The 17,212-nt window shown below is 56.0% G+C and carries 19 protein-coding genes; 14 read left to right on the top strand and 5 right to left on the bottom strand.

The features are described from left to right. Positions 1 to 138 precede the first annotated feature (138 nt). Positions 139 to 1,080, bottom strand: a complete 942-nt coding sequence (locus tag WC370_10925; protein MFA5309975.1) for an NAD-dependent epimerase/dehydratase family protein — start codon at positions 1,078 to 1,080, stop codon at positions 139 to 141. Between the two features lie 324 nt (positions 1,081 to 1,404). Between WC370_10925 and WC370_10920 the strand changes: the two genes are divergently transcribed. The 10 genes from WC370_10920 to WC370_10875 all read left to right on the top strand — a co-directional run bounded on the left by WC370_10920 (position 1,405) and on the right by WC370_10875 (position 9,571). Continuing rightward, entirely contained in the window at positions 1,405 to 2,175 is a 771-nt protein-coding gene (locus WC370_10920) for a C-GCAxxG-C-C family protein (protein MFA5309974.1), read from the top strand. A 101-nt stretch (positions 2,176 to 2,276) separates the two neighbouring features. Continuing rightward, positions 2,277 to 3,050 carry a DUF169 domain-containing protein gene (locus tag WC370_10915; GenBank protein MFA5309973.1) on the top strand — a complete coding sequence of 258 codons (774 nt, stop codon included), beginning with the start codon at positions 2,277 to 2,279 and terminating at the stop codon, positions 3,048 to 3,050. A 562-nt stretch (positions 3,051 to 3,612) separates the two neighbouring features. After that, positions 3,613 to 4,446 carry a TIR domain-containing protein gene (locus WC370_10910; protein ID MFA5309972.1) on the top strand — a complete coding sequence of 278 codons (834 nt, stop codon included), beginning with the start codon at positions 3,613 to 3,615 and terminating at the stop codon, positions 4,444 to 4,446. A 54-nt stretch (positions 4,447 to 4,500) separates the two neighbouring features. After that, a complete protein-coding gene (locus WC370_10905; GenBank protein MFA5309971.1) occupies positions 4,501 to 4,662 on the top strand; it encodes a hypothetical protein in 162 nt (53 codons plus the stop codon). Continuing rightward, positions 4,662 to 5,534 carry an S-methyl-5'-thioadenosine phosphorylase gene (gene mtnP / locus WC370_10900; GenBank protein ID MFA5309970.1) on the top strand — a complete coding sequence of 291 codons (873 nt, stop codon included), beginning with the start codon at positions 4,662 to 4,664 and terminating at the stop codon, positions 5,532 to 5,534. The genes WC370_10905 and mtnP overlap by 1 nt, the downstream gene beginning before the upstream one ends. 213 nt (positions 5,535 to 5,747) lie before the next feature. Beyond that, a complete protein-coding gene (locus WC370_10895; GenBank protein ID MFA5309969.1) occupies positions 5,748 to 6,782 on the top strand; it encodes a methionine synthase in 1,035 nt (344 codons plus the stop codon). A gap of 90 nt (positions 6,783 to 6,872) precedes the next feature. Then, the gene (locus WC370_10890; GenBank protein MFA5309968.1) at positions 6,873 to 7,112 is read left to right on the top strand and encodes a DUF6485 family protein; all 240 of its coding nucleotides are present in this window, start codon (positions 6,873 to 6,875) and stop codon (positions 7,110 to 7,112) included. Positions 7,113 to 7,256: 144 nt separating this feature from the next. Continuing rightward, positions 7,257 to 8,279 (top strand): phosphotransferase, encoded by a 1,023-nt coding sequence (locus WC370_10885; GenBank protein ID MFA5309967.1) that lies wholly within the window; start codon positions 7,257 to 7,259, stop codon positions 8,277 to 8,279. Positions 8,280 to 8,398: 119 nt separating this feature from the next. Then, positions 8,399 to 8,881: a GNAT family N-acetyltransferase gene (locus tag WC370_10880; GenBank protein ID MFA5309966.1), complete on the top strand. Its 483-nt coding sequence runs from the start codon at positions 8,399 to 8,401 to the stop codon at positions 8,879 to 8,881. An 87-nt stretch (positions 8,882 to 8,968) separates the two neighbouring features. Then, the gene (locus tag WC370_10875) at positions 8,969 to 9,571 is read left to right on the top strand and encodes an ATP-binding protein (GenBank protein ID MFA5309965.1); all 603 of its coding nucleotides are present in this window, start codon (positions 8,969 to 8,971) and stop codon (positions 9,569 to 9,571) included. A gap of 41 nt (positions 9,572 to 9,612) precedes the next feature. Here WC370_10875 and WC370_10870 read toward each other — a convergent pair whose 3' ends face one another. Then, complete coding sequence (locus WC370_10870) at positions 9,613 to 10,122, bottom strand: deoxyuridine 5'-triphosphate nucleotidohydrolase (protein MFA5309964.1); 510 nt, start codon at positions 10,120 to 10,122, stop codon at positions 9,613 to 9,615. 78 nt (positions 10,123 to 10,200) lie between these two features. Further along, a complete protein-coding gene (locus WC370_10865) occupies positions 10,201 to 10,467 on the bottom strand; it encodes a pyridoxal-phosphate dependent enzyme (protein ID MFA5309963.1) in 267 nt (88 codons plus the stop codon). 91 nt (positions 10,468 to 10,558) lie between these two features. On the opposite strand from WC370_10865, the gene WC370_10860 reads away from it, so the two are divergent. Together WC370_10860 and WC370_10855 are read left to right on the top strand one after the other, a co-directional pair. Further along, positions 10,559 to 11,863 (top strand): MFS transporter, encoded by a 1,305-nt coding sequence (locus WC370_10860; GenBank protein ID MFA5309962.1) that lies wholly within the window; start codon positions 10,559 to 10,561, stop codon positions 11,861 to 11,863. Positions 11,864 to 11,980: 117 nt separating this feature from the next. Continuing rightward, a complete protein-coding gene (locus tag WC370_10855) occupies positions 11,981 to 13,243 on the top strand; it encodes a pitrilysin family protein (protein MFA5309961.1) in 1,263 nt (420 codons plus the stop codon). On the opposite strand, the gene WC370_10850 is transcribed toward WC370_10855, so the two are convergent. Beyond that, the gene (locus tag WC370_10850) at positions 13,233 to 13,937 is read right to left on the bottom strand and encodes a DUF5714 domain-containing protein (protein ID MFA5309960.1); all 705 of its coding nucleotides are present in this window, start codon (positions 13,935 to 13,937) and stop codon (positions 13,233 to 13,235) included. The two genes, WC370_10855 and WC370_10850, sit on opposite strands and share 11 nt — an antisense overlap. A gap of 143 nt (positions 13,938 to 14,080) precedes the next feature. Next, positions 14,081 to 14,746 (bottom strand): response regulator transcription factor, encoded by a 666-nt coding sequence (locus WC370_10845; GenBank protein ID MFA5309959.1) that lies wholly within the window; start codon positions 14,744 to 14,746, stop codon positions 14,081 to 14,083. 222 nt (positions 14,747 to 14,968) lie between these two features. Between WC370_10845 and WC370_10840 the strand changes: the two genes are divergently transcribed. After that, entirely contained in the window at positions 14,969 to 15,466 is a 498-nt protein-coding gene (locus WC370_10840) for an NAD(P)H-dependent oxidoreductase subunit E (protein MFA5309958.1), read from the top strand. Positions 15,467 to 15,483: 17 nt separating this feature from the next. Beyond that, positions 15,484 to 17,091 carry an NADH-ubiquinone oxidoreductase-F iron-sulfur binding region domain-containing protein gene (locus WC370_10835; protein ID MFA5309957.1) on the top strand — a complete coding sequence of 536 codons (1,608 nt, stop codon included), beginning with the start codon at positions 15,484 to 15,486 and terminating at the stop codon, positions 17,089 to 17,091. The last annotated feature ends 121 nt before the right edge of the window (positions 17,092 to 17,212 follow it).

Below are 17,212 nucleotides of genomic sequence, written 5' to 3'. Positions count from 1 at the left end.
TCTTCCTGATGTCTTCTACTACCGTTTGTTTAAACTTCCCGGTATACGGTTTCCCTTTTGGCATAAAAATACACCCCTAAAGTTATTTCCAGCATATCATACTGTCCAACTTTAGGGGTGCAGTTCAAGACCTGCCCCTTACTTTTTCCTCAATGATTGGATAAAAGCTTCAAAGGCTTGCGGGCCGGTATGGCGCGGCAGGTAGCCGGTAGCCTGTTTGACCTTGGCATTGCTCAAGGCGATGGGATACTTCAGCATGGCCAGCCCGCCCGGCTGCGTCCTCGCCTGCCAGCGCAGGTGCCAGCTAATCTGTATGCCCCGGTACAGCACCCACGCCGGGAGTGAAATACACGGCCTGCCCAGCTTTTTAATCATCTCGCAGTAGGCCAGGGCGCCGTCACCCGCAAGATTGTAGATGCCGCTTTTTCTTTGCTTTAGCAGCCGGACTACCAGCTCCGCCAGGTCGTCCTCATGGATGAACTGCCAGGGCGGATTGCTGCCCGCCGCCTTGACCATCACCGGCAGGAACAAAGCGGTAAGACCGCAGGCGTTGCCGCCGGGGCCGGTCACCGGGGCCGTCCGCCCTATAGTGACACAGACGCCGGGGTTCCTGGAGGCGTAGTCCTGGAAAAGCAGGTCCACCCGCGCCTTGTCACAGGCATAAGGGTAGTCCGGGTTGGGATTGAGGGGCATATTTTCCAGGAAGAGGGCGGGGTTGTCCCTGAAAGCGCCGTACTCCGTATTGCTCCCCATGTAATAGACCTGCCCTGCCCCGGCCGCGGTACAGGCATCCAGGAAATTTTTAGACCCGCCGATATTGATTTGCGGCGTCTTTTTGGCGTTATGGATAGGCAGGACGATAAACGCCAGGTGGAGGGCGGTATCCACCTTATTATCTGTAAAGATATCCGCGAAGGGCTGGCTGACGTCATGCTGGATAAAGGTCAGTTTGGGCGAGGTGAAAGAGGGTTCTTTAACGTCAACCCCGATGATGCGCTCGACTTCCGCCTCCCGGGCGATTCTTTTACCTAACAGCGTGCCGAGATACCCGGACACCCCGGTGATAGCTACATTTTTCATAAGGCCTCTCGCAATCTGGGTTATTTCTATTCTATATGATTAAGCGTACCGGTTGCCAGAAAGGGTTGCATGCCCGTATAATCTCTCTTATATTGTCAACACGGTCGGAAAGAAACCGGAAAGTATAACCGGCTGACACGGGATACTGTCCTACCGTCCAGTATTTCCCCCCGCCTTTTCCCCGGTGACAAATAACGGCGGCAGCCATATCATTAAAAGAATTAATGAAACAAAGGAGGCACTATGACTACGGCCAAAACCGGGATATCATCGCTGGGAACGATAGTTACATTCCTTAAGAAGGGGATGTGATCGGAAACGATAATGAGCGTGCTTGATCACGCTGCGGGTAACCCGATGGAAATTGAGGAACATGCCGCCGCTCCCCTTGCGGGCGGGGTAGTGAACTACGGCTACCAGTGCGGCATGCTCTGGGGCGCGGCGCTGGCAGCCGGGGCACAGGCGTACCACCTTCATGGTCCGGGCCCAAAAGCTGAAACCGTATCAATTGTGGCAGCGCAAAGGCTCGTGGAATCCTTCCGCGCCAAGTATAAGTATATCGATTGTCTCGAGATAAGCGATTTGAACCTGAAGGGTAAAATCCATACAGGAAAGATGCTTAAGTTTTTAGTCAAAGGAGGGCCGTTACGCTGTTTCGGCATGTCTCCCGGATGCGCCCGGATGTCTTTAAAAGAAATCAACGCCGCGCTTGCCGATACCAATATCGAGGTGCCTCCGCCACCGGTGAGCTGCGTATCGCTGCTTCTGCAAAAGATGGGCGCATCGGAAATGCATACGGTAATGGCGGCGGGGTTTGCAGGCGGCATCGGCTTAAGCGGGGACGGCTGCGGCGCCCTTGGGGCCGCGGTATGGAAGCTGGCTATGCAGTCCCGTAAAAAAGGAGAAGGCAATAAAGACATCAATGCAAGAATCGGCGATATGATTAACAAGTTCCTTAAAGTGTCCGACTTCAAGTTCGAGTGCGCCGAAATAGCCGGGCGCAGGTTTGAGAACATAAGCGACCATGCTGCTTATGTACGTGATGGAGGCTGCGCGAAAATCATCGATTTTTTAGCCGCTGATTACCTTAAGTAATTTCCGCGCCGCCTGAACTAAAGACGGCGTTTTACCGGGTATTGCGCGGTTATGCAATCTCCCCTATACTTTAGGTGCGTTAAAAAGACAGGAGGTTTAACATGAGTTCAGCGTTGCCGGACTTGTCTATCTTCGAGAAATTCAATTTCAAGCTAAAGCCCGTGGCCGTCAAGTTCCTGCTCTTCAAGCCGGAGGGCATCCCCAAACTCAAGAAAAATCTTTCCATCTGTGAGATGATACGTGAAGCCCAGCAAGCGGAGCCCTTTTACGCGGCGCTGGACAACTTTACCTGCGTCGAGCCCATTCTGCTGGGCATGGCGGAGGGCGACCCCGTTTTCGAGAGCGGGCATATCGGTCAGTCGCTGCATATCTTCGAGGAAGCGCGCGCCAACCGGCGGCTCTACTATGAAATCACCAAGCTGGAGAAGAACAGCGTCAACTATGTCTCCTTCGCATCCATCGACAAGCTGACGTTTACCCCGGACGTGCTGGTGGCGGCGGCCGATCCCATCCAGCTGGAAATCATTATCCGGGCGATGTGCTTTGCCACCGGCAAGATGTGGACCAGCAAGGGCACGCCGGTTATCGCCTGCTCCTGGCTGATTACCTACCCTTACATCAGCGGGGAGGTAAACTTTGTGATGACGGACCTGTCCCACGGGATGCGCGCCAAGCAGGTCTTTCCGCCGGGCACAGTGCTTATTTCCATACCCTTCGACCGGATTAACCAGATAACCGAGGGACTGAACAAGATAGAGTGGTACCCGGACCTGATGACCAAAGGCAAGGCCCACCATGACAAGCTCTTCCAGGAAGCCGATGAAAGCCTGCACCAGAAGCTGGCGGCGGAGAAGAAAGCCCAGGATAAGAGATAAGGCATCGGGACAATAACCAGGCCCCGCCCCCTTTCCCCGGTCATACCGGGGGGAGGGGGGCTATTTATCTTTGATTCGTTTTGTAAAAACGGCCTTTTTTAATTTTTTATTTTCAAGTCGATTTAATCTTCGATGGGGGAGTTGTTTTATAATTTCAGCTACGATTCGTTTTGTTATTCATCGGGCGTTTTTCCTGATACAGCTATGATTCGTTCCGTTAAATTTATTTGTTTTATGTCAAGAACAGGGCGAAGGGGGCGGGTAACGGGGGTCAGGCTAGCAGTAACATTTTACAGGAGCGAGGGGGGAAAGAGAAGGGGATAATGGCGTCTTTTTTTCACGCCCGGCCATCCCGGGGAGGAGGGTACTGACTCCTCTTCCTCTTATCCCCACCTGCGCTAAAGCTCCGGCGGACAAGCCCCTTATCAATGCTTGAGTGAATCTTTCCCTCCTTGGAAAGGAGGGAGTAAGGGAGATTTTGGAGGGGTTGCGGTATATGTAAAGCTGGAGTATAGTTTAGATACCAATATTTGATGGGTAGTTTTAGGGAGCCGGTATGGTTTTGTCAACTAAACCAGAAATCCTTATTAGTTTTGAAACATTTTTAGATGAACTAGAATACTACCGATACTCAAGACTTCCCATCATTGCATTACATTTACCCAGAAGACAGGTAGTTTATATCGAGCACTTAAGAAAAAAATTACTTAGAGATATTGGGAAATACAGACCTCTCATTGATGAATTAGTTGATAGAGAAGAACCTCAAATATTTCAAAAAGGGGAATTTCATTTAAAAGATTTATGGCTTAAAGGCTTAGATATCCAATATGATTTTGTATCTATAAAAGCTCTTGATTTTTGCATTGATATTATAAATGTAGCAATAGGCAAATTAGAAGATGATATCGATAATGAAAAAAGAGACAATAAAGGAAATAAAATAATACAATCTGCTAAATTATATTCAGCTCCTCCTAAAGCATTTATTTCGCACGGGAAAAAGAGTGAAGTTCTTTCAAAGTTAGAAGCTTTTTTGTTTGCTATTGGAATTGAACCAATTATCGTTAGCAAACAACCCAATCTTGATAAAACTGTGGATGGTAAAGTTGAGTACTATCTCGATCAAGCTGATTGTGTAATCATTCTAGCTACTGGAGACGATATATTTGATGGTAAACCACATGCCAGACAAAACGTTATTCACGAAATCGGGCTCGCACAAATAACTCATCCACAAAAAATTGTTTATCTTTTAGAAGAAACCACTGAATTCCCTTCAAATATCAGGACTAAAGTGTGGGAATCCTTCAACAGAGATAACCTTGAAAATGTATTCACACATATATCCAGAGAATTACGCGAATTCAAGATACTAAATGCTACAAAACCTTAAATACTAATAGGACTAACCTGATTACATAAAATAAGTATTTCAAGGAGGTCTCCCATGCCTTATCATCACACTAGTAATCAAGACCCAGATGAAGGGCTAGAAATAAAAGAAAATATAGTGAATATTCTTAAAGATAATCGTAGAACGCGCAAGCCCAGAATACCAATGGAACAAATATTGAAAAAGCATAATATAAAACTAAATGGAGCTAAATAATGCCCTCACAACCTCAAGCCCATATCGGCGTTATCGGCGGGACAGGGCTTTATGACATCGCCGGGCTGGCGGACGTTAAAGAGGTCCGTCCGGAGACGCCTTTCGGCCCGCCTTCGGACGCTATCATATTGGGGAGGCTGGGCGGTACCGGCATCGCTTTCCTGCCGCGCCACGGCCGGCACCACACCATCTCCCCTACCGAGGTGCCGTCCCGCGCCAACATTTACGCCCTCAAAGAGCTGGGGGTGGAGTTCATCATATCCTCCAACTCCTGCGGCAGCTTTAAGGAAGACCTCAAGCCGGGTCACCTGCTCATCCCCGACCAGATAATCGACCGCACGAGGGGTCGGGTAAATACCTTTTTCAGCGGGGGCATCGTGGCCCACATAGCGTTCGCCGACCCCTTTTGCCCGGCGCTGAGCGATATCGTCTACCAGTCGGCCATGGAGGCCGGGGCTATCGTCCACAAAGGCGGCACGTTCATCGCCATGGAAGGCCCCGCCTTTTCCACCCGCGCCGAAAGCCGGCTCTATAAAAGCTGGGGAGCGGACGTGCTGGGCATGACAGTGCTGCCGGAAGCCAAGCTGGCGCGCGAGGCGGAAATCTGCTATGCTTCCATCGCCTGCATCACGGACTACGACTCCTGGCATGAGACCAACGAGGCCGTGACCGTGGGGGCCGTCCTGGCCATCATGCGCAACAACATAGATTTGGCCAAAAAGACCATCGGGCTGGCGGCGGGGCGGGTGCCCCCAAAGCGTACCTGCGCCTGCGCCAACGCGCTGGCCGGGGCGATTACCACCCACCCGGAGGCGATACCGGCGCAGCAGCGTCAAAAGCTGGAGCTAATCATCGGGAAATACGTCAACTAACGCCTGTCATTCTGACGGAGGTCAGAATCCACTTTTAGTACCGGCAATAATTGGCTCTCGCAGGTGGATTCCCGCCCCCGATTGTCATACGGGGCACGGCTGCGCGGGAATGACAGAATTGCTGTTTGTCATTCCATGTTTAACACGGTATCCAGTGGTGGGACGGGAAATCTGGGTGTAATATAATCCCGTATAATATAGTATAATTTAACCATGTCAAACACAGAATTTAGCTGTTTACCCACCATCATCGGCAGTATGCCCCATACCGACCCCAAAAAGGCGTGCGCGTTGATAGCCCGCTACCTGAAAGACCTCCCCGCCTGGCCGCAGCTGCCGCGCCGCTCTTTCCTGGAGAACATGTACGTGCAGTACAGCCATGGCTTCCCCGGCCTGGTGCTGGAAAACAGCCGCATCTACGTGGATACGAGCAAAGACTACACCAAAGAGCTGGAAACGCTGTACCAGGCCTACCTGGAAAACGACGCCGTCAAATACCCCCTGGGGCGGGACTACGCGGCGGGGTTTTACGCTTTCCTGGAGCAGGACGGACTGAACGCGCGGGCGGTCAAGGGGCATATCACCGGGCCTTTATCCTGGGGCCTGACCGTCACCGACGAAAATAAAAAATCGATTCTCTACCATGAAATCCTCGGGGATGCCGTGCCCAAGATGCTCAAGCTCGAAGCGGCCTGGCAGGAAAAAGAGCTGCGCAAGCTGTCTAAAAAGACTATCATCTTCCTGGACGAACCGTACATGGCCAGCTACGGGTCATCGGTGGCGGCGGGGGCTTTCTCCCGACCGGAGAAGATAGCGGGAATGCTCGACGAGGTGTTCGACGGCATCGGGGGGCTGAAGGGCATCCACTGCTGCGGCAATACGGACTGGTCGGTGCTGCTGAAAGCCAAGCTGGATATCCTCAACTTCGATGCCTACAGCTACGCGGGGTCGCTCGCCCTCTACCCGGATGAAATCAAGAGTTTCATCGCGCGGGGCGGGTGCGTGGCCTGGGGCATTATCCCCAATAATACCGACCCCGTAAATAAAGAGTCGGTGGCCAGCCTGAAAGACCGGCTGGGGGAGGCGATAGCCCCCTTCACCCGCAACGGGCTTTCGTTCAAGGACATCCTCCGGCAGTCTTTGCTCACGCCCGCCTGCTCGCTGGCGTCTCTGAGCGAGGAGGGGGCGGAAAAAGCCCTCCAGCTTTTGACCGGGCTTTCCGCCGAGATGAGGAAAAAGTACCTCTAGGGAAGCTCTTAATACTGATATCTAAACTCTAAACGGGAGAAAAGGGGAAGGGGTTTAGGATTTAGAGCTTAGTGCTTAGGATTTAACAAGATGGACTGTAACCTTAACGCCAATAAAGCCAGGTGCAGCTGCACCTACGAGCCTTGCTCCCGCAAGGGCAAGTGCTGCGAGTGTATTTCCTATCACCTGGAAATGCAGGAGCTGCCCGCCTGCGCTTTCCCGCCGGAAATAGAAAGCACCTACGACCGCTCTTTTGGCCGCTTCGCGGCATGGGTGGGGGGGATAGTGGCGGTAAACATTAATTTAAGCTATAGTGATAATGATGAATAAAACAAAAAGAGTAGCCATGCGCAAGCACCTTAAGGCCAAGAAACTGCTCAAGGAAAAGCAAAGCGCACAGGCCAAGTCCGCCAGATAAAGCTTCCGCAAGTACCCCCGGGGCGTAATCTCCGCTATATAGGGTAAAATCCAGGAATGGAGTCTGCCGAGATGTCCGAGCTGCCGGAGCTTGTTCAAGCCCTGCTCGACCCCCAGGTCTACCCCGAGCCGCCGCCGCGGGTGGAGCTGGTACAGACCCAGATATCCTATGTTTTTCTCGCCGGGGACTTCGTGTATAAAATCAAGAAGCCGGTGGACATGGGCTTCCTGGACTATACCACCCTGGAAAAACGCCTGGCCCTTTGCCGCAAAGAGGTAGAGCTTAACCGCCGCCTCTGCACGGACACCTACCTGGGCGTGACGCCGGTGACTAAAGAAAACGGGCGCTATAAGGTGGGGGGAGAAGGGGAGGCGGAGGAATACGCCGTCCATATGCGCCGCCTGCCGCAGGACGCCATGATGGACTCCCTGCTCCGGCGGAACAAGGTCACCCCGGCCATGGTGGCGCGCGTGGCGGCCGTCCTGGTCGATTTCCACCGTACAGCCGCAACGAGCCGGGAGATAGCCAGCATCGGCGGCCTGGACGCGGTGATACAGAACACCTCGGAGAACTTCACCCAGACGGACCGGTTCTTCGGGAGCATCATCGTGCCGGAGACCTTCCGCCGCATCAAAGCCTATACCGGGGACTTTATCAAAGACAACCGGGACCTGTTCCTCAAGCGCATGGCGGAGGGGAGAGTGCGCGATTGCCACGGCGACCTCCATGCCGCCCATGTCTGCTTCATCAACGGCATCTGCATCTACGACTGCATCGAGTTCATAGACAGACTGAGATACACGGACGTGGCGGCGGATATCGCTTTCCTGGCCATGGACCTGGACCATTACGGTCGGCGGGAGCTTTCCGACGCCTTCATCAAAGCCTATATCGAGCAAAGCGGCGACAGCGAGATACTCACGCTGCTCAATTTCTATAAATGCTACCGGGCTTACGTGCGGGGGAAAATAGGCTGTCTCCAGTACGATGATAAATACATCTCCGCCGGGGAAAAGGAGCAAATAGCCGCTAACGCGCGGAGCTACTTTGCGCTGGCTTTATCCTATACCGGGGGATGAGATGAAAAAAGCCCTGCTGGTTAAAGAGCTTATCAATCTTTCACAGAGAATCATCGAGCCTAAAGAGGAATACAGGGACCTGCCGCCGGCCGGCGGCGGGTACATCTAGGAGTGCGGATATGGAGCTATTCCAGATAAGGCCGGTAGGCAAAGCCGACAAAGCGCGGGTGGCCGGCATTCTTAAGGAGTGGTGGGCCGGCCCGGTGATAGTCACACGCGGCAAAGTCCACCGTACGGACGAGCTGGACGGGTTCGTGGCGGTGTATGAAGGCGATTTGGCCGGGCTGGTGACCTACGCTATCGGGGGGAAGGAATGTGAGATCACCTCCATGAACAGCCTGACGGAGGGCAAGGGCATCGGCACGGCGCTGGTGAACGCGGTAAAACAGAAGGCCGGGGCATCCGGCTGCAAACGCCTCTGGCTGATAACCACCAACGATAACACGGCGGCGCTGCGGTTCTGGCAGCGGCGGGGATTCCGCCTGGCGGCCATTTACCCCAACGCCATCGAGAAATCACGTAAACTAAAACCGGAAATACCGCAAATCGGTGATGACGGCATTCCTATCCGGGACGAAATCGAGCTGGAGATGGAGATTTAGTAGATTACCAGGTCTTGAAGAGAGCATACAGAGCACCTCCCCACCCCGGGATTCTTCGTTTCACTCAGAATGACATAGCTAAAAATCATGAAAGAGCCATTCAGGCAATTTATTAAAAGCAAAATAGAGGGCGGCTTTCTGCTTATCTCCTGCGGGCTGCCGGGCACCGGCAAGACCGGGACGACGGAAGTGGCGCACCAGGTCAAGGGCGGCACGCTGTTAAAGTCGGACATTATCCGGCGGGAGGTGCTAAAAGGCCAGGACATCTTCAGCCCTGAAGTCGCCGGGGATGAAAGCAAGCGCGCCCGGGTCTATGATGAAATGTTCCGGCAGGCGGACGCGGCCCTGGCTGCGGAGCCAAACGTGATACTGGACGCTACCTTCATCACGCAGTCGCTCAGGCGGCGGGCGGCGGGCATCGCCGCGGGGCACGGGGCGGCCCTCATTATACTGGAGACGGTCTGCCCGGAGGACATCTGCCTGGCGCGCATCCTGGCGCGGGACAAGGCCACCTCCGTCTCCAACGCCGTCACGGAAGAAGCCTATCTGAGCAACAAGGACCGGTTTGAAGCAATCGACCTGGACGACCTTAAGAAGCGGTACCCGGCGCTCAAGCTGGTTTACCTGGCGGTGGACACCTCCAAGGCCTCGCCGGAGGCCTGGCAGGTCACTAAATACGAGGAGCGGTAATTGCTCACGGGGAGGGAAAAAGGGGCGGGACGGCGAATTCTTTAGATATTCTCCCCCTGGTAAATCCCCTTATACCCCTCCGATTCCCCGGTCAGGTCCATGAAGACCAGCTGGGTGAGGCGGGCGTTTTGCTGCACCCGGAAGCCCTGCGGATTAAGCACCATCAATAACGACTGCGAGCGTCCCTCGTAGCCGGCGTCCCACACCGCCGTGCCCACGTTGACCCCGCAGCGCAGCAGGCTGGAGCGGGGCCGCCCCAGCGCCATGATGCTTTTGGGCAGGTGGACGATTTCATTATAGGTAATCACGTAAATGCCGGCGGGGAGGTCGCTAAAGTCGCCATCCCCGAAGGGCAGCGGCGCTAAAGCGGATAAAACCCTCTGGCTGTTGGCCGCCGCGATGGTCCCGCCGGACGCCACTTTAGCTATATCCCGCAGGGTAAGGTCGAAGCCGTTGGTCTGCACCTGTTCGTCCAGGTCCAGCCACCCCTCGATGAGCGGGGGCGACCGCTTAATCAAACGGCGGATATCTTTACTGGAAAGTACCGGCATGTTCTGCCTCCCGGAAGGACTCCTGTCTATCTTACCAGTTCCATATTCTCCGGACAACGTACGGGGAAATAATAAAGGTTATGCCGCCGGCGCGGCCTCATGGAAAAGCCAGGTGCTCAGGTAGCGCTCGCCGGTATCCGGGAGAATAACGACGATGAGCTTGCCCCGGTTTGCGGGTCGCTTGGCCGCCTCGATAGCCGCCCAGACAGCGGCGCCGGAAGAGATACCGGCCAGGATGCCTTCTTCCCGGGCCAGACGGCGGGCGGTAGCCCCGGCGTCGGCATCGGTGACCTGGATGATTTCGTCCACCAATTCCGGCCGGCTGATAAATGTCGGAAAACGCATACGTGAACTTTCTTGCCCCATGTTATGGTTTTGTGTACAATAGGTGAGTTTTGCATCCCAATCCGCCGCATGCCATTGTTTTCAAAGTTTTATGAGTGATATCAAGAACCGTTTTACGGGCGAAACGCCGGAGCCGCTGAACGAGGGGCCGGGCGGCAAAGTTATTTCCTTTGGCTTTGCCAAGACCTTTGTCTCTTTTAAAAACCCCGTTTACCGCATGTACTACTTTTCTATGGCGGGCCACTGGTCCTCCATGAACATGATGATATTCGCCCGCAACCTGCTGGTCTTCCGCATCAGCGATTCCGCGGCTATCCTGGGCATACTGGCGCTGGCCAACGCCGTCCCCATGATATTGCTGACACTGCCCGGCGGCGTGCTGGCGGACCGGTTCTCCAAGAAAAACATCATCCAGATATGCCAGATTATCTCAATCCTGATTTCCGCGGGCATCACCATCGTGATTTTTACCGGCTACCTGGGGCCGGAGCACCCGGAGTCCTGGTGGGTGCTGGTGGTCAGCGGCGCTTTGCAGGGCGGCGTGATGGGCGTGATGATGCCGGCCCGCTCCGCCATTATTTCAGAAATAGTGGCGCCGGAACACCTGATGAACGCCATCTCCCTGAACAACCTGGGCATGAATGTCTTCCGGGTGCTTTCACCGGCGCTGGCCGGGGTACTGGTGGATGTAGTGGGTTTCTGGGTAGTCTATGCCATCATGACCGGCATGGTCATTGTGTCCTGGGCGTTTCTCCTCTTTGTGCCGGCCTCCCCCCACCGCATCACCGAAGGGGGCGGCAACTCGCTAAAAGCAATAATCGAAGGCTGGCGCTATATCCGCTCGGAAAAGACCCTGCTGGTGGTGCTGCTGTTCACCGCCGTGGTCATGATACTGGGCGCGCCCTACAACCAGCTCCTGCCGGTGTTCTCGGATAAAATCCTGAAAGTGAGCGCCACCAGCCTGGGCGTGATGATAGCCGTCTCCGGCGTGGGGGCGATAGTCGGCTCCCTCATCCTGGCTTCTCTGACCAACCGCAAGCGGGGCATGGTGCTGTTCTTCTCCGTGCTGCTGCTGGGCGTGGCGCTCATCGTTTTTTCCTTCTCCCGGTGGTGGTATCTCTCACTGTTTGTAATCATCTTCATCGGCATGGGCAGCACGGTGCAGATGGCGCTGGGCAACTCGCTGGTACAGTACTACTCGGAGGCCGCTTACCGCGGGCGGGTAATGGGCTTTTTCATGCTGGGATTCGGCTTCAGCAGCCTCGGGGCATTCTTCGCCGGACTGCTGGCCCAGGGCATCGGCGCGCCCTGGGCGGTGGGCAGCCTGGCCATCGTCCTGGTGATATTTACGCTGGTACTATTGGCCTCCAACAAACGGATACGAGAGCTGGATTGAGCCTTTTGCCGCCGGGCGTATTATAATGAATAGATACAGGCCTCACCGCCTTGCTTCCCCACATCGAACGGGAGGCGTCAGAGGGTGAGGTTTTCAGGGACTAAAAGGAGAATAAACTTGTACGAAAAATTCACGCTGGATAACGGACTGCGCCTGCTGACCGAAGCCATGCCGCATACCCGCTCGGTGGCGATTAATTTCTTCATCGGCGCCGGCTCTCGCTACGAAAGCGATAAACAGGCCGGCATCTCCCATTTTATCGAGCATGTCTGTTTTAAGGGCGCGGACAAGCACCCCACCTCCACCGAAATCGCCACGGCCATCGAGGGGGTCGGGGGCATGCTTAACGCCGGGACGGACAAGGAGCTGACCGTTTACTGGTGCAAGGTGGCGCAGCCGCACTTCGCCATCGCCCTGGACGTAATGTCCGATATCCTGCTGCACTCCAAATTCGACCCCGCGGAAATAGAGAAGGAGCGGCAGGTAATCATCGAGGAAATCAATATGTCCCTGGACTATCCGGCGCAGCGGGTTTCCATGCTCATCGACGACCTGATGTGGCCGGGGCACCCCCTGGGACGGGACATCGCCGGCAGCCGGGAATCCGTGACGGCGCTCAGCCGCGAAATGATGCTGGACTACCTTTCCCGGCAATACCAGCCGGCCAACGCGGTGCTGTCCATCGCCGGGAGCATAGACCCGCAGGAAACCCTGGAGGCGGTACTTCAAGCCACGGCGGGCTGGGAGAACCGCCCCAGGCCGCCCAAGTATCAACCCTACCAAAGCAAAACCGGACGCCGCGTCAACATCGAGAAAAAGGAAACGGAACAGACGCAGCTCTGTTTAGCCCTGCCGGGACTGTCCCTCGTCCACGCGGACCGCTTTAAGCTGGACCTGCTCAATATCATCCTGGGCGAGGGCATGAGCAGCCGACTCTTCATAGAAATCCGCGACAAGCTGGGGCTGGCTTACAGCATCCAGAGCTACGCCGAGCATTTCCTGGACACCGGCGCCATGGCCATAGCCGCCGGGGTGGACAACAAGAACCTGGCGGTGGCGGTAAAGGCCATTATCGCCGAGCTGGCCCGACTCAAGGAAACGATACCGGAAGCGGAAATAAGCAAGGCCAAGGAGCTGTTCAAGGGGCGCATCATGCTGCGCATGGAGGACAGCCGCAGCGTGGCGGGGTGGCTGGGCAGCCAGGAAATCCTGACCGGGAAAATCATGACCGTGGATGAGGTAATCGCTATCGTGGAAGCCATCACCGCCGGGGAGATGCAAGAGCTGGCGGCCAGGCTGCTTACCGGGGATAAACTCCACCTGGCGGCGGTAGGCCCGCTGGACCCGGACGGCCCGTGGGAGGACTTGCTTAAGCTTTAGCTGTTTCCTCGTAATAAGGGCAGGCCCGGCGGATACATTCCTGGTTACGCTCCACATAGCGGCACTTGATGTCCTGGTTTATTTGCAGGCTGATGCCCATCCTGGTTTTTAAAAACTCCACCGCGGCCTCCAGCGCCTTGCGGCTGGCCCTTTTACAGCAGCGCGGGCCGTTGTCCAGCAATCTATTTAAAGTGAAAGCGGTGGCCTCGTTAGCCAGCGACCGCGTTTTGCCGGTCAGCGGCGTGGCCCCGGTGATAACGCTGACGGCGGTGCCCACCCCTATGCCGCCGCCGCAGACGCCGTAAGTGCCGCACCATCCGCCCGGCACCTTGGAGCCCCGCTCCAGCGCTTTTTCCACCGCCCCTTCCGGCACCGGGTAACCGGCGTTTTTCACCGCCGCCACGATAATGGCGGGCACCATGGCGTGGTGCTCCGGCCCGTGCATCGGCACGGATGGATGCGCCATCACTTTTTCCAGTATTTCTATGGGGTCGGTGCTTTTAGTGGATGCCAGCACCCCGCGTAAAATATCCAGCGCGCCCCGGCTGTGGCAGGCATCGCATACGTAATGGCCTTCCGGGCAATATATCAGGGCGGGGAACTCGTTGCCGCAAAAATCACAGCGCCGGGATACTTCTTCCGTGCCGTACACCAGCGGCTTACCGCATACGCCGCAATTGTCTTTTGATTCCATGTTCGCACCTCTGATTTTAGTATAGAGTCGGCGGCGCTGACCGTCAATGACATTTATCACTGGCCGTCACAGGATAGGTAGTTCGCCCGCGGCGTGGCGCAGAAACAAGCCGCCGCACCGGAAAAAGTGGCCGCCGCCGCCCGCTAGACCAGCTCCTCCAGGGTGAACCAGCCCATTTTCAGGCCGTGGAGCACCGCCTCCGTGCGGGAGCTGACGTCCAGCTTGTTAAAGATGTCCCGCATGCGGCCCTCGATGGTGCGGTAGCTGAGGTTAAGATTTTTAGCGATGTCCTTATTAGACAGGCCCCTGGCCGCCAGCCGGATAATGCTTATCTCGCGGTCGGAGAGCTGCTCCTTACCCTGGGCCATTCCCGGCGCTTTTTCCGGGAGACGGAAGTAGTTCACCACTTTCTTGGCTATCTGGGGGTCCAAAGCCGGCTCCCCTTTATGCACGGACCGGATGGCGTGCACCAGCGCGGCGCCGTCCACGCTTTTTAAAAGATAGCCGGAGGCCCCCGCTTTCAGCGAGGCGAAAATATACTCGTCGTCGTCATAAGCGCTGAGCATCAGCACGGCGGTGTGGGGATAGTCCAGCTTTATCTGCCGCGTGGCCTCGATGCCGTTCAGACGCGGCATGGCAATGTCCATGACGATTACATCCGGCTGCAAAAGGGCCGCCAGCGCTATTACCTCCTCGCCGTCCCCCGCCTCCCCGATGATAGCCAGCCCCTTTTCATCCTCCAGCAGCCGCCGCACCCCCTGGCGCGTTATCAGGTGGTCGTCACAAAGGATAATACTTATGTCCGCCATATTTATTCCGCCTTCCGGCCATTATGATATCAAAACCAGGCGCGTCCTGGTTAATTATAAAGAATTATGCCTAAGAGTTGCAAGTATTTTACGCTTTTGTATTTGCATATTTCACTTATAGCTAAAAGTGTTTTACCCCACCCCGAAAAGGGTAATAACGGTGGCAGCGGTCGGTGGTAAAGCTTAAGCTTTATAGAGCCAGGCCTTTGAGGAGGTACGCCCGTGGATGAAGATTTGAATGTCACCGCCGTCCGTAATATCATCGAGGGCAACGCCGGTAAAATCGCCGCTCTCATCAGCAGCTACGCGGATAAAAAAGAGGAGCTGATATCCCTGCTCCAGGACGTGCAGGCGGAGTTCAACTACCTTCCCCAGGACGTGCTTATCAGAATCAGCCAGACGCTGGAAATCCCGCTCAGCCAGGTCTTCAGCGTGGCTACCTTCTTCCACGCCTTCAGCCTCAAGCCGCGGGGACGCCATACCGTTACCGTTTGCCTGGGCACCGCCTGCCACGTCAAGGGCGGGCAGCGCCTGGTGGACAAGATGGCGCGGGACTACGGCCTCGAGCCGGGCGAGACCACGCCGGACGAGCGGCTTACCCTGGAGACGGCCAACTGTCTGGGCTGCTGCGCTTTAGGCCCGGTGGTGGTTATCGACGGGACGTACGAAAGCCAGGTAAACCCGGACAAGCTGGATAAAATCCTGAAAAAGTATAAATAAGCTGCGGGGGAGCTAAAATGCCGGAAAAACAGAGTACCCTGCTAAAGAAAAAACTCAACAGCGCGGCGGACCTGGAAACACTGCGCCGGGCGCTGCTGGCCGCTAAAGATAAAAGCCGCGTCAACATCGCCGTTTGCGGCGGCACCGGCTGCCGCGCCTCCGGCGCCGAGGCAGTGGTCAAAGCTTTCCGCGAAGAGATAGCCAAAAACGGGCTCAAGGTGAAAGTGGACTTTAAAGAGACGGGCTGCCACGGCTTCTGCGAGCGGGGCCCGGTGGTGGTCATCGGCCCGGAGCGCATTTTCTACCAGCACGTCAAACCGGAAGACGTGCCGGAAATACTCGCGGAGACCATCGCCGCCGGTAAAGTGGTGGAGCGGCTGCTTTACACTGACCCCGCCACCGGCAAAAAAATCACCCGTGAAACGGATGTTCCTTTTTATAACAAACAGACCCGCCTGCTGCTGGGCGCCAACGGGGAAATAGACCCGCGGGAGATAGACCAGTACCTCGCCGCCGGGGGGTACGCCGCCCTGGGCAAGGCGCTGTTGACCATGACCCCGCCGCAAATCCTGGATGAAATCAAACGCGCCGGCCTACGCGGGCGGGGCGGCGGCGGCTTCCCTACCGCGCGTAAGTGGCAGTCCTGCATGGACGCCGAAGGCGATATCAAGTACGTTATCTGCAACGCGGATGAAGGCGACCCCGGCTCGTACCAGGACCGCAGTATTTTAGAGGGTAATCCCCACAGCGTTATCGAGGGGATGATTATCGGGGCTTACACTATCGGCTCCAGCCAGGGCTACATCTATGTCCGCAATGAATACCCCCTGGCGGTGGAGCACGCCCGCCAGGCCATCAAGCAGGCCCTGGAGTACGGGCTGCTCGGGGATGATATCCTGGGCTCCGGCTTCAGCTTCCATATCACCATCAACAAGGGGGGCGGGGCTTTTGTCTGCGGCGAGTCCAGCGCCCTGATAGCTTCTTTGGAGGGGAAAATCGGCGAACCCAGGGCCAAGTACACCCACATGGCGGAAAAGGGGCTCTGGGACCGGCCCAGCCTGCTGAACAATGTCAAGACCTGGGCCAACGTGCCGCTGATTATCAACCGCGGGGCGGACTGGTACGCTAAAATAGGCACCGCCGGCAGCAAGGGCACCATGGTCTTTTCCCTGGTGGGCAAAATCAACAACTCCGGCCTGGTGGAGGTGCCCTTCGGCATTACCTTGCGGGAGATGATTTACGATATCGGCGGGGGGATACCGGGAGGCAAAAAGTTTAAAGCCGTGCAGACCGGCGGGCCGTCCGGCGGCTGTATCCCGGAGCAGTACCTGGACACGCCGGTGGACTTCGACGAGCTGACCAAGCTCGGCTCGATGATGGGCTCCGGCGGCATTATCGTCATGGACGAGGACACCTGCATGGTGGACGTGGCCCGCTACTTTATCGAGTTCCTCAAGGGCGAGTCCTGCGGCAAGTGCGTCCCCTGCCGCGAGGGATTAAGCAAGCTCAGCGAAATCCTCGACCGCATTGTCCGCGGCCGGGGCAAGCCGGAAGACCTGGACGTCATGACGGACATCGGCGCTATCCTGGATATCGGCGCGCTCTGCGCGCTGGGGCGTTCGTGACCTTACCCCATTCTTAGTGCCATCTGCATCTTAGCGTCTTCCGGCTAGTTCTATGAAATCCTGGGGTGCCAAGCCGCCCAATGAGCTATGCGGCCTGACAGTATTATAATCCTTTCGCCAG

Source organism: Dehalococcoidales bacterium (assembly GCA_041652735.1).
Classification (GTDB): domain Bacteria; phylum Chloroflexota; class Dehalococcoidia; order Dehalococcoidales; family RBG-16-60-22; genus RBG-13-51-18.
The sequence above is the reverse complement of the archived record's forward strand: the minus strand, read 5'-3'. Positions and strand labels throughout refer to the sequence as shown.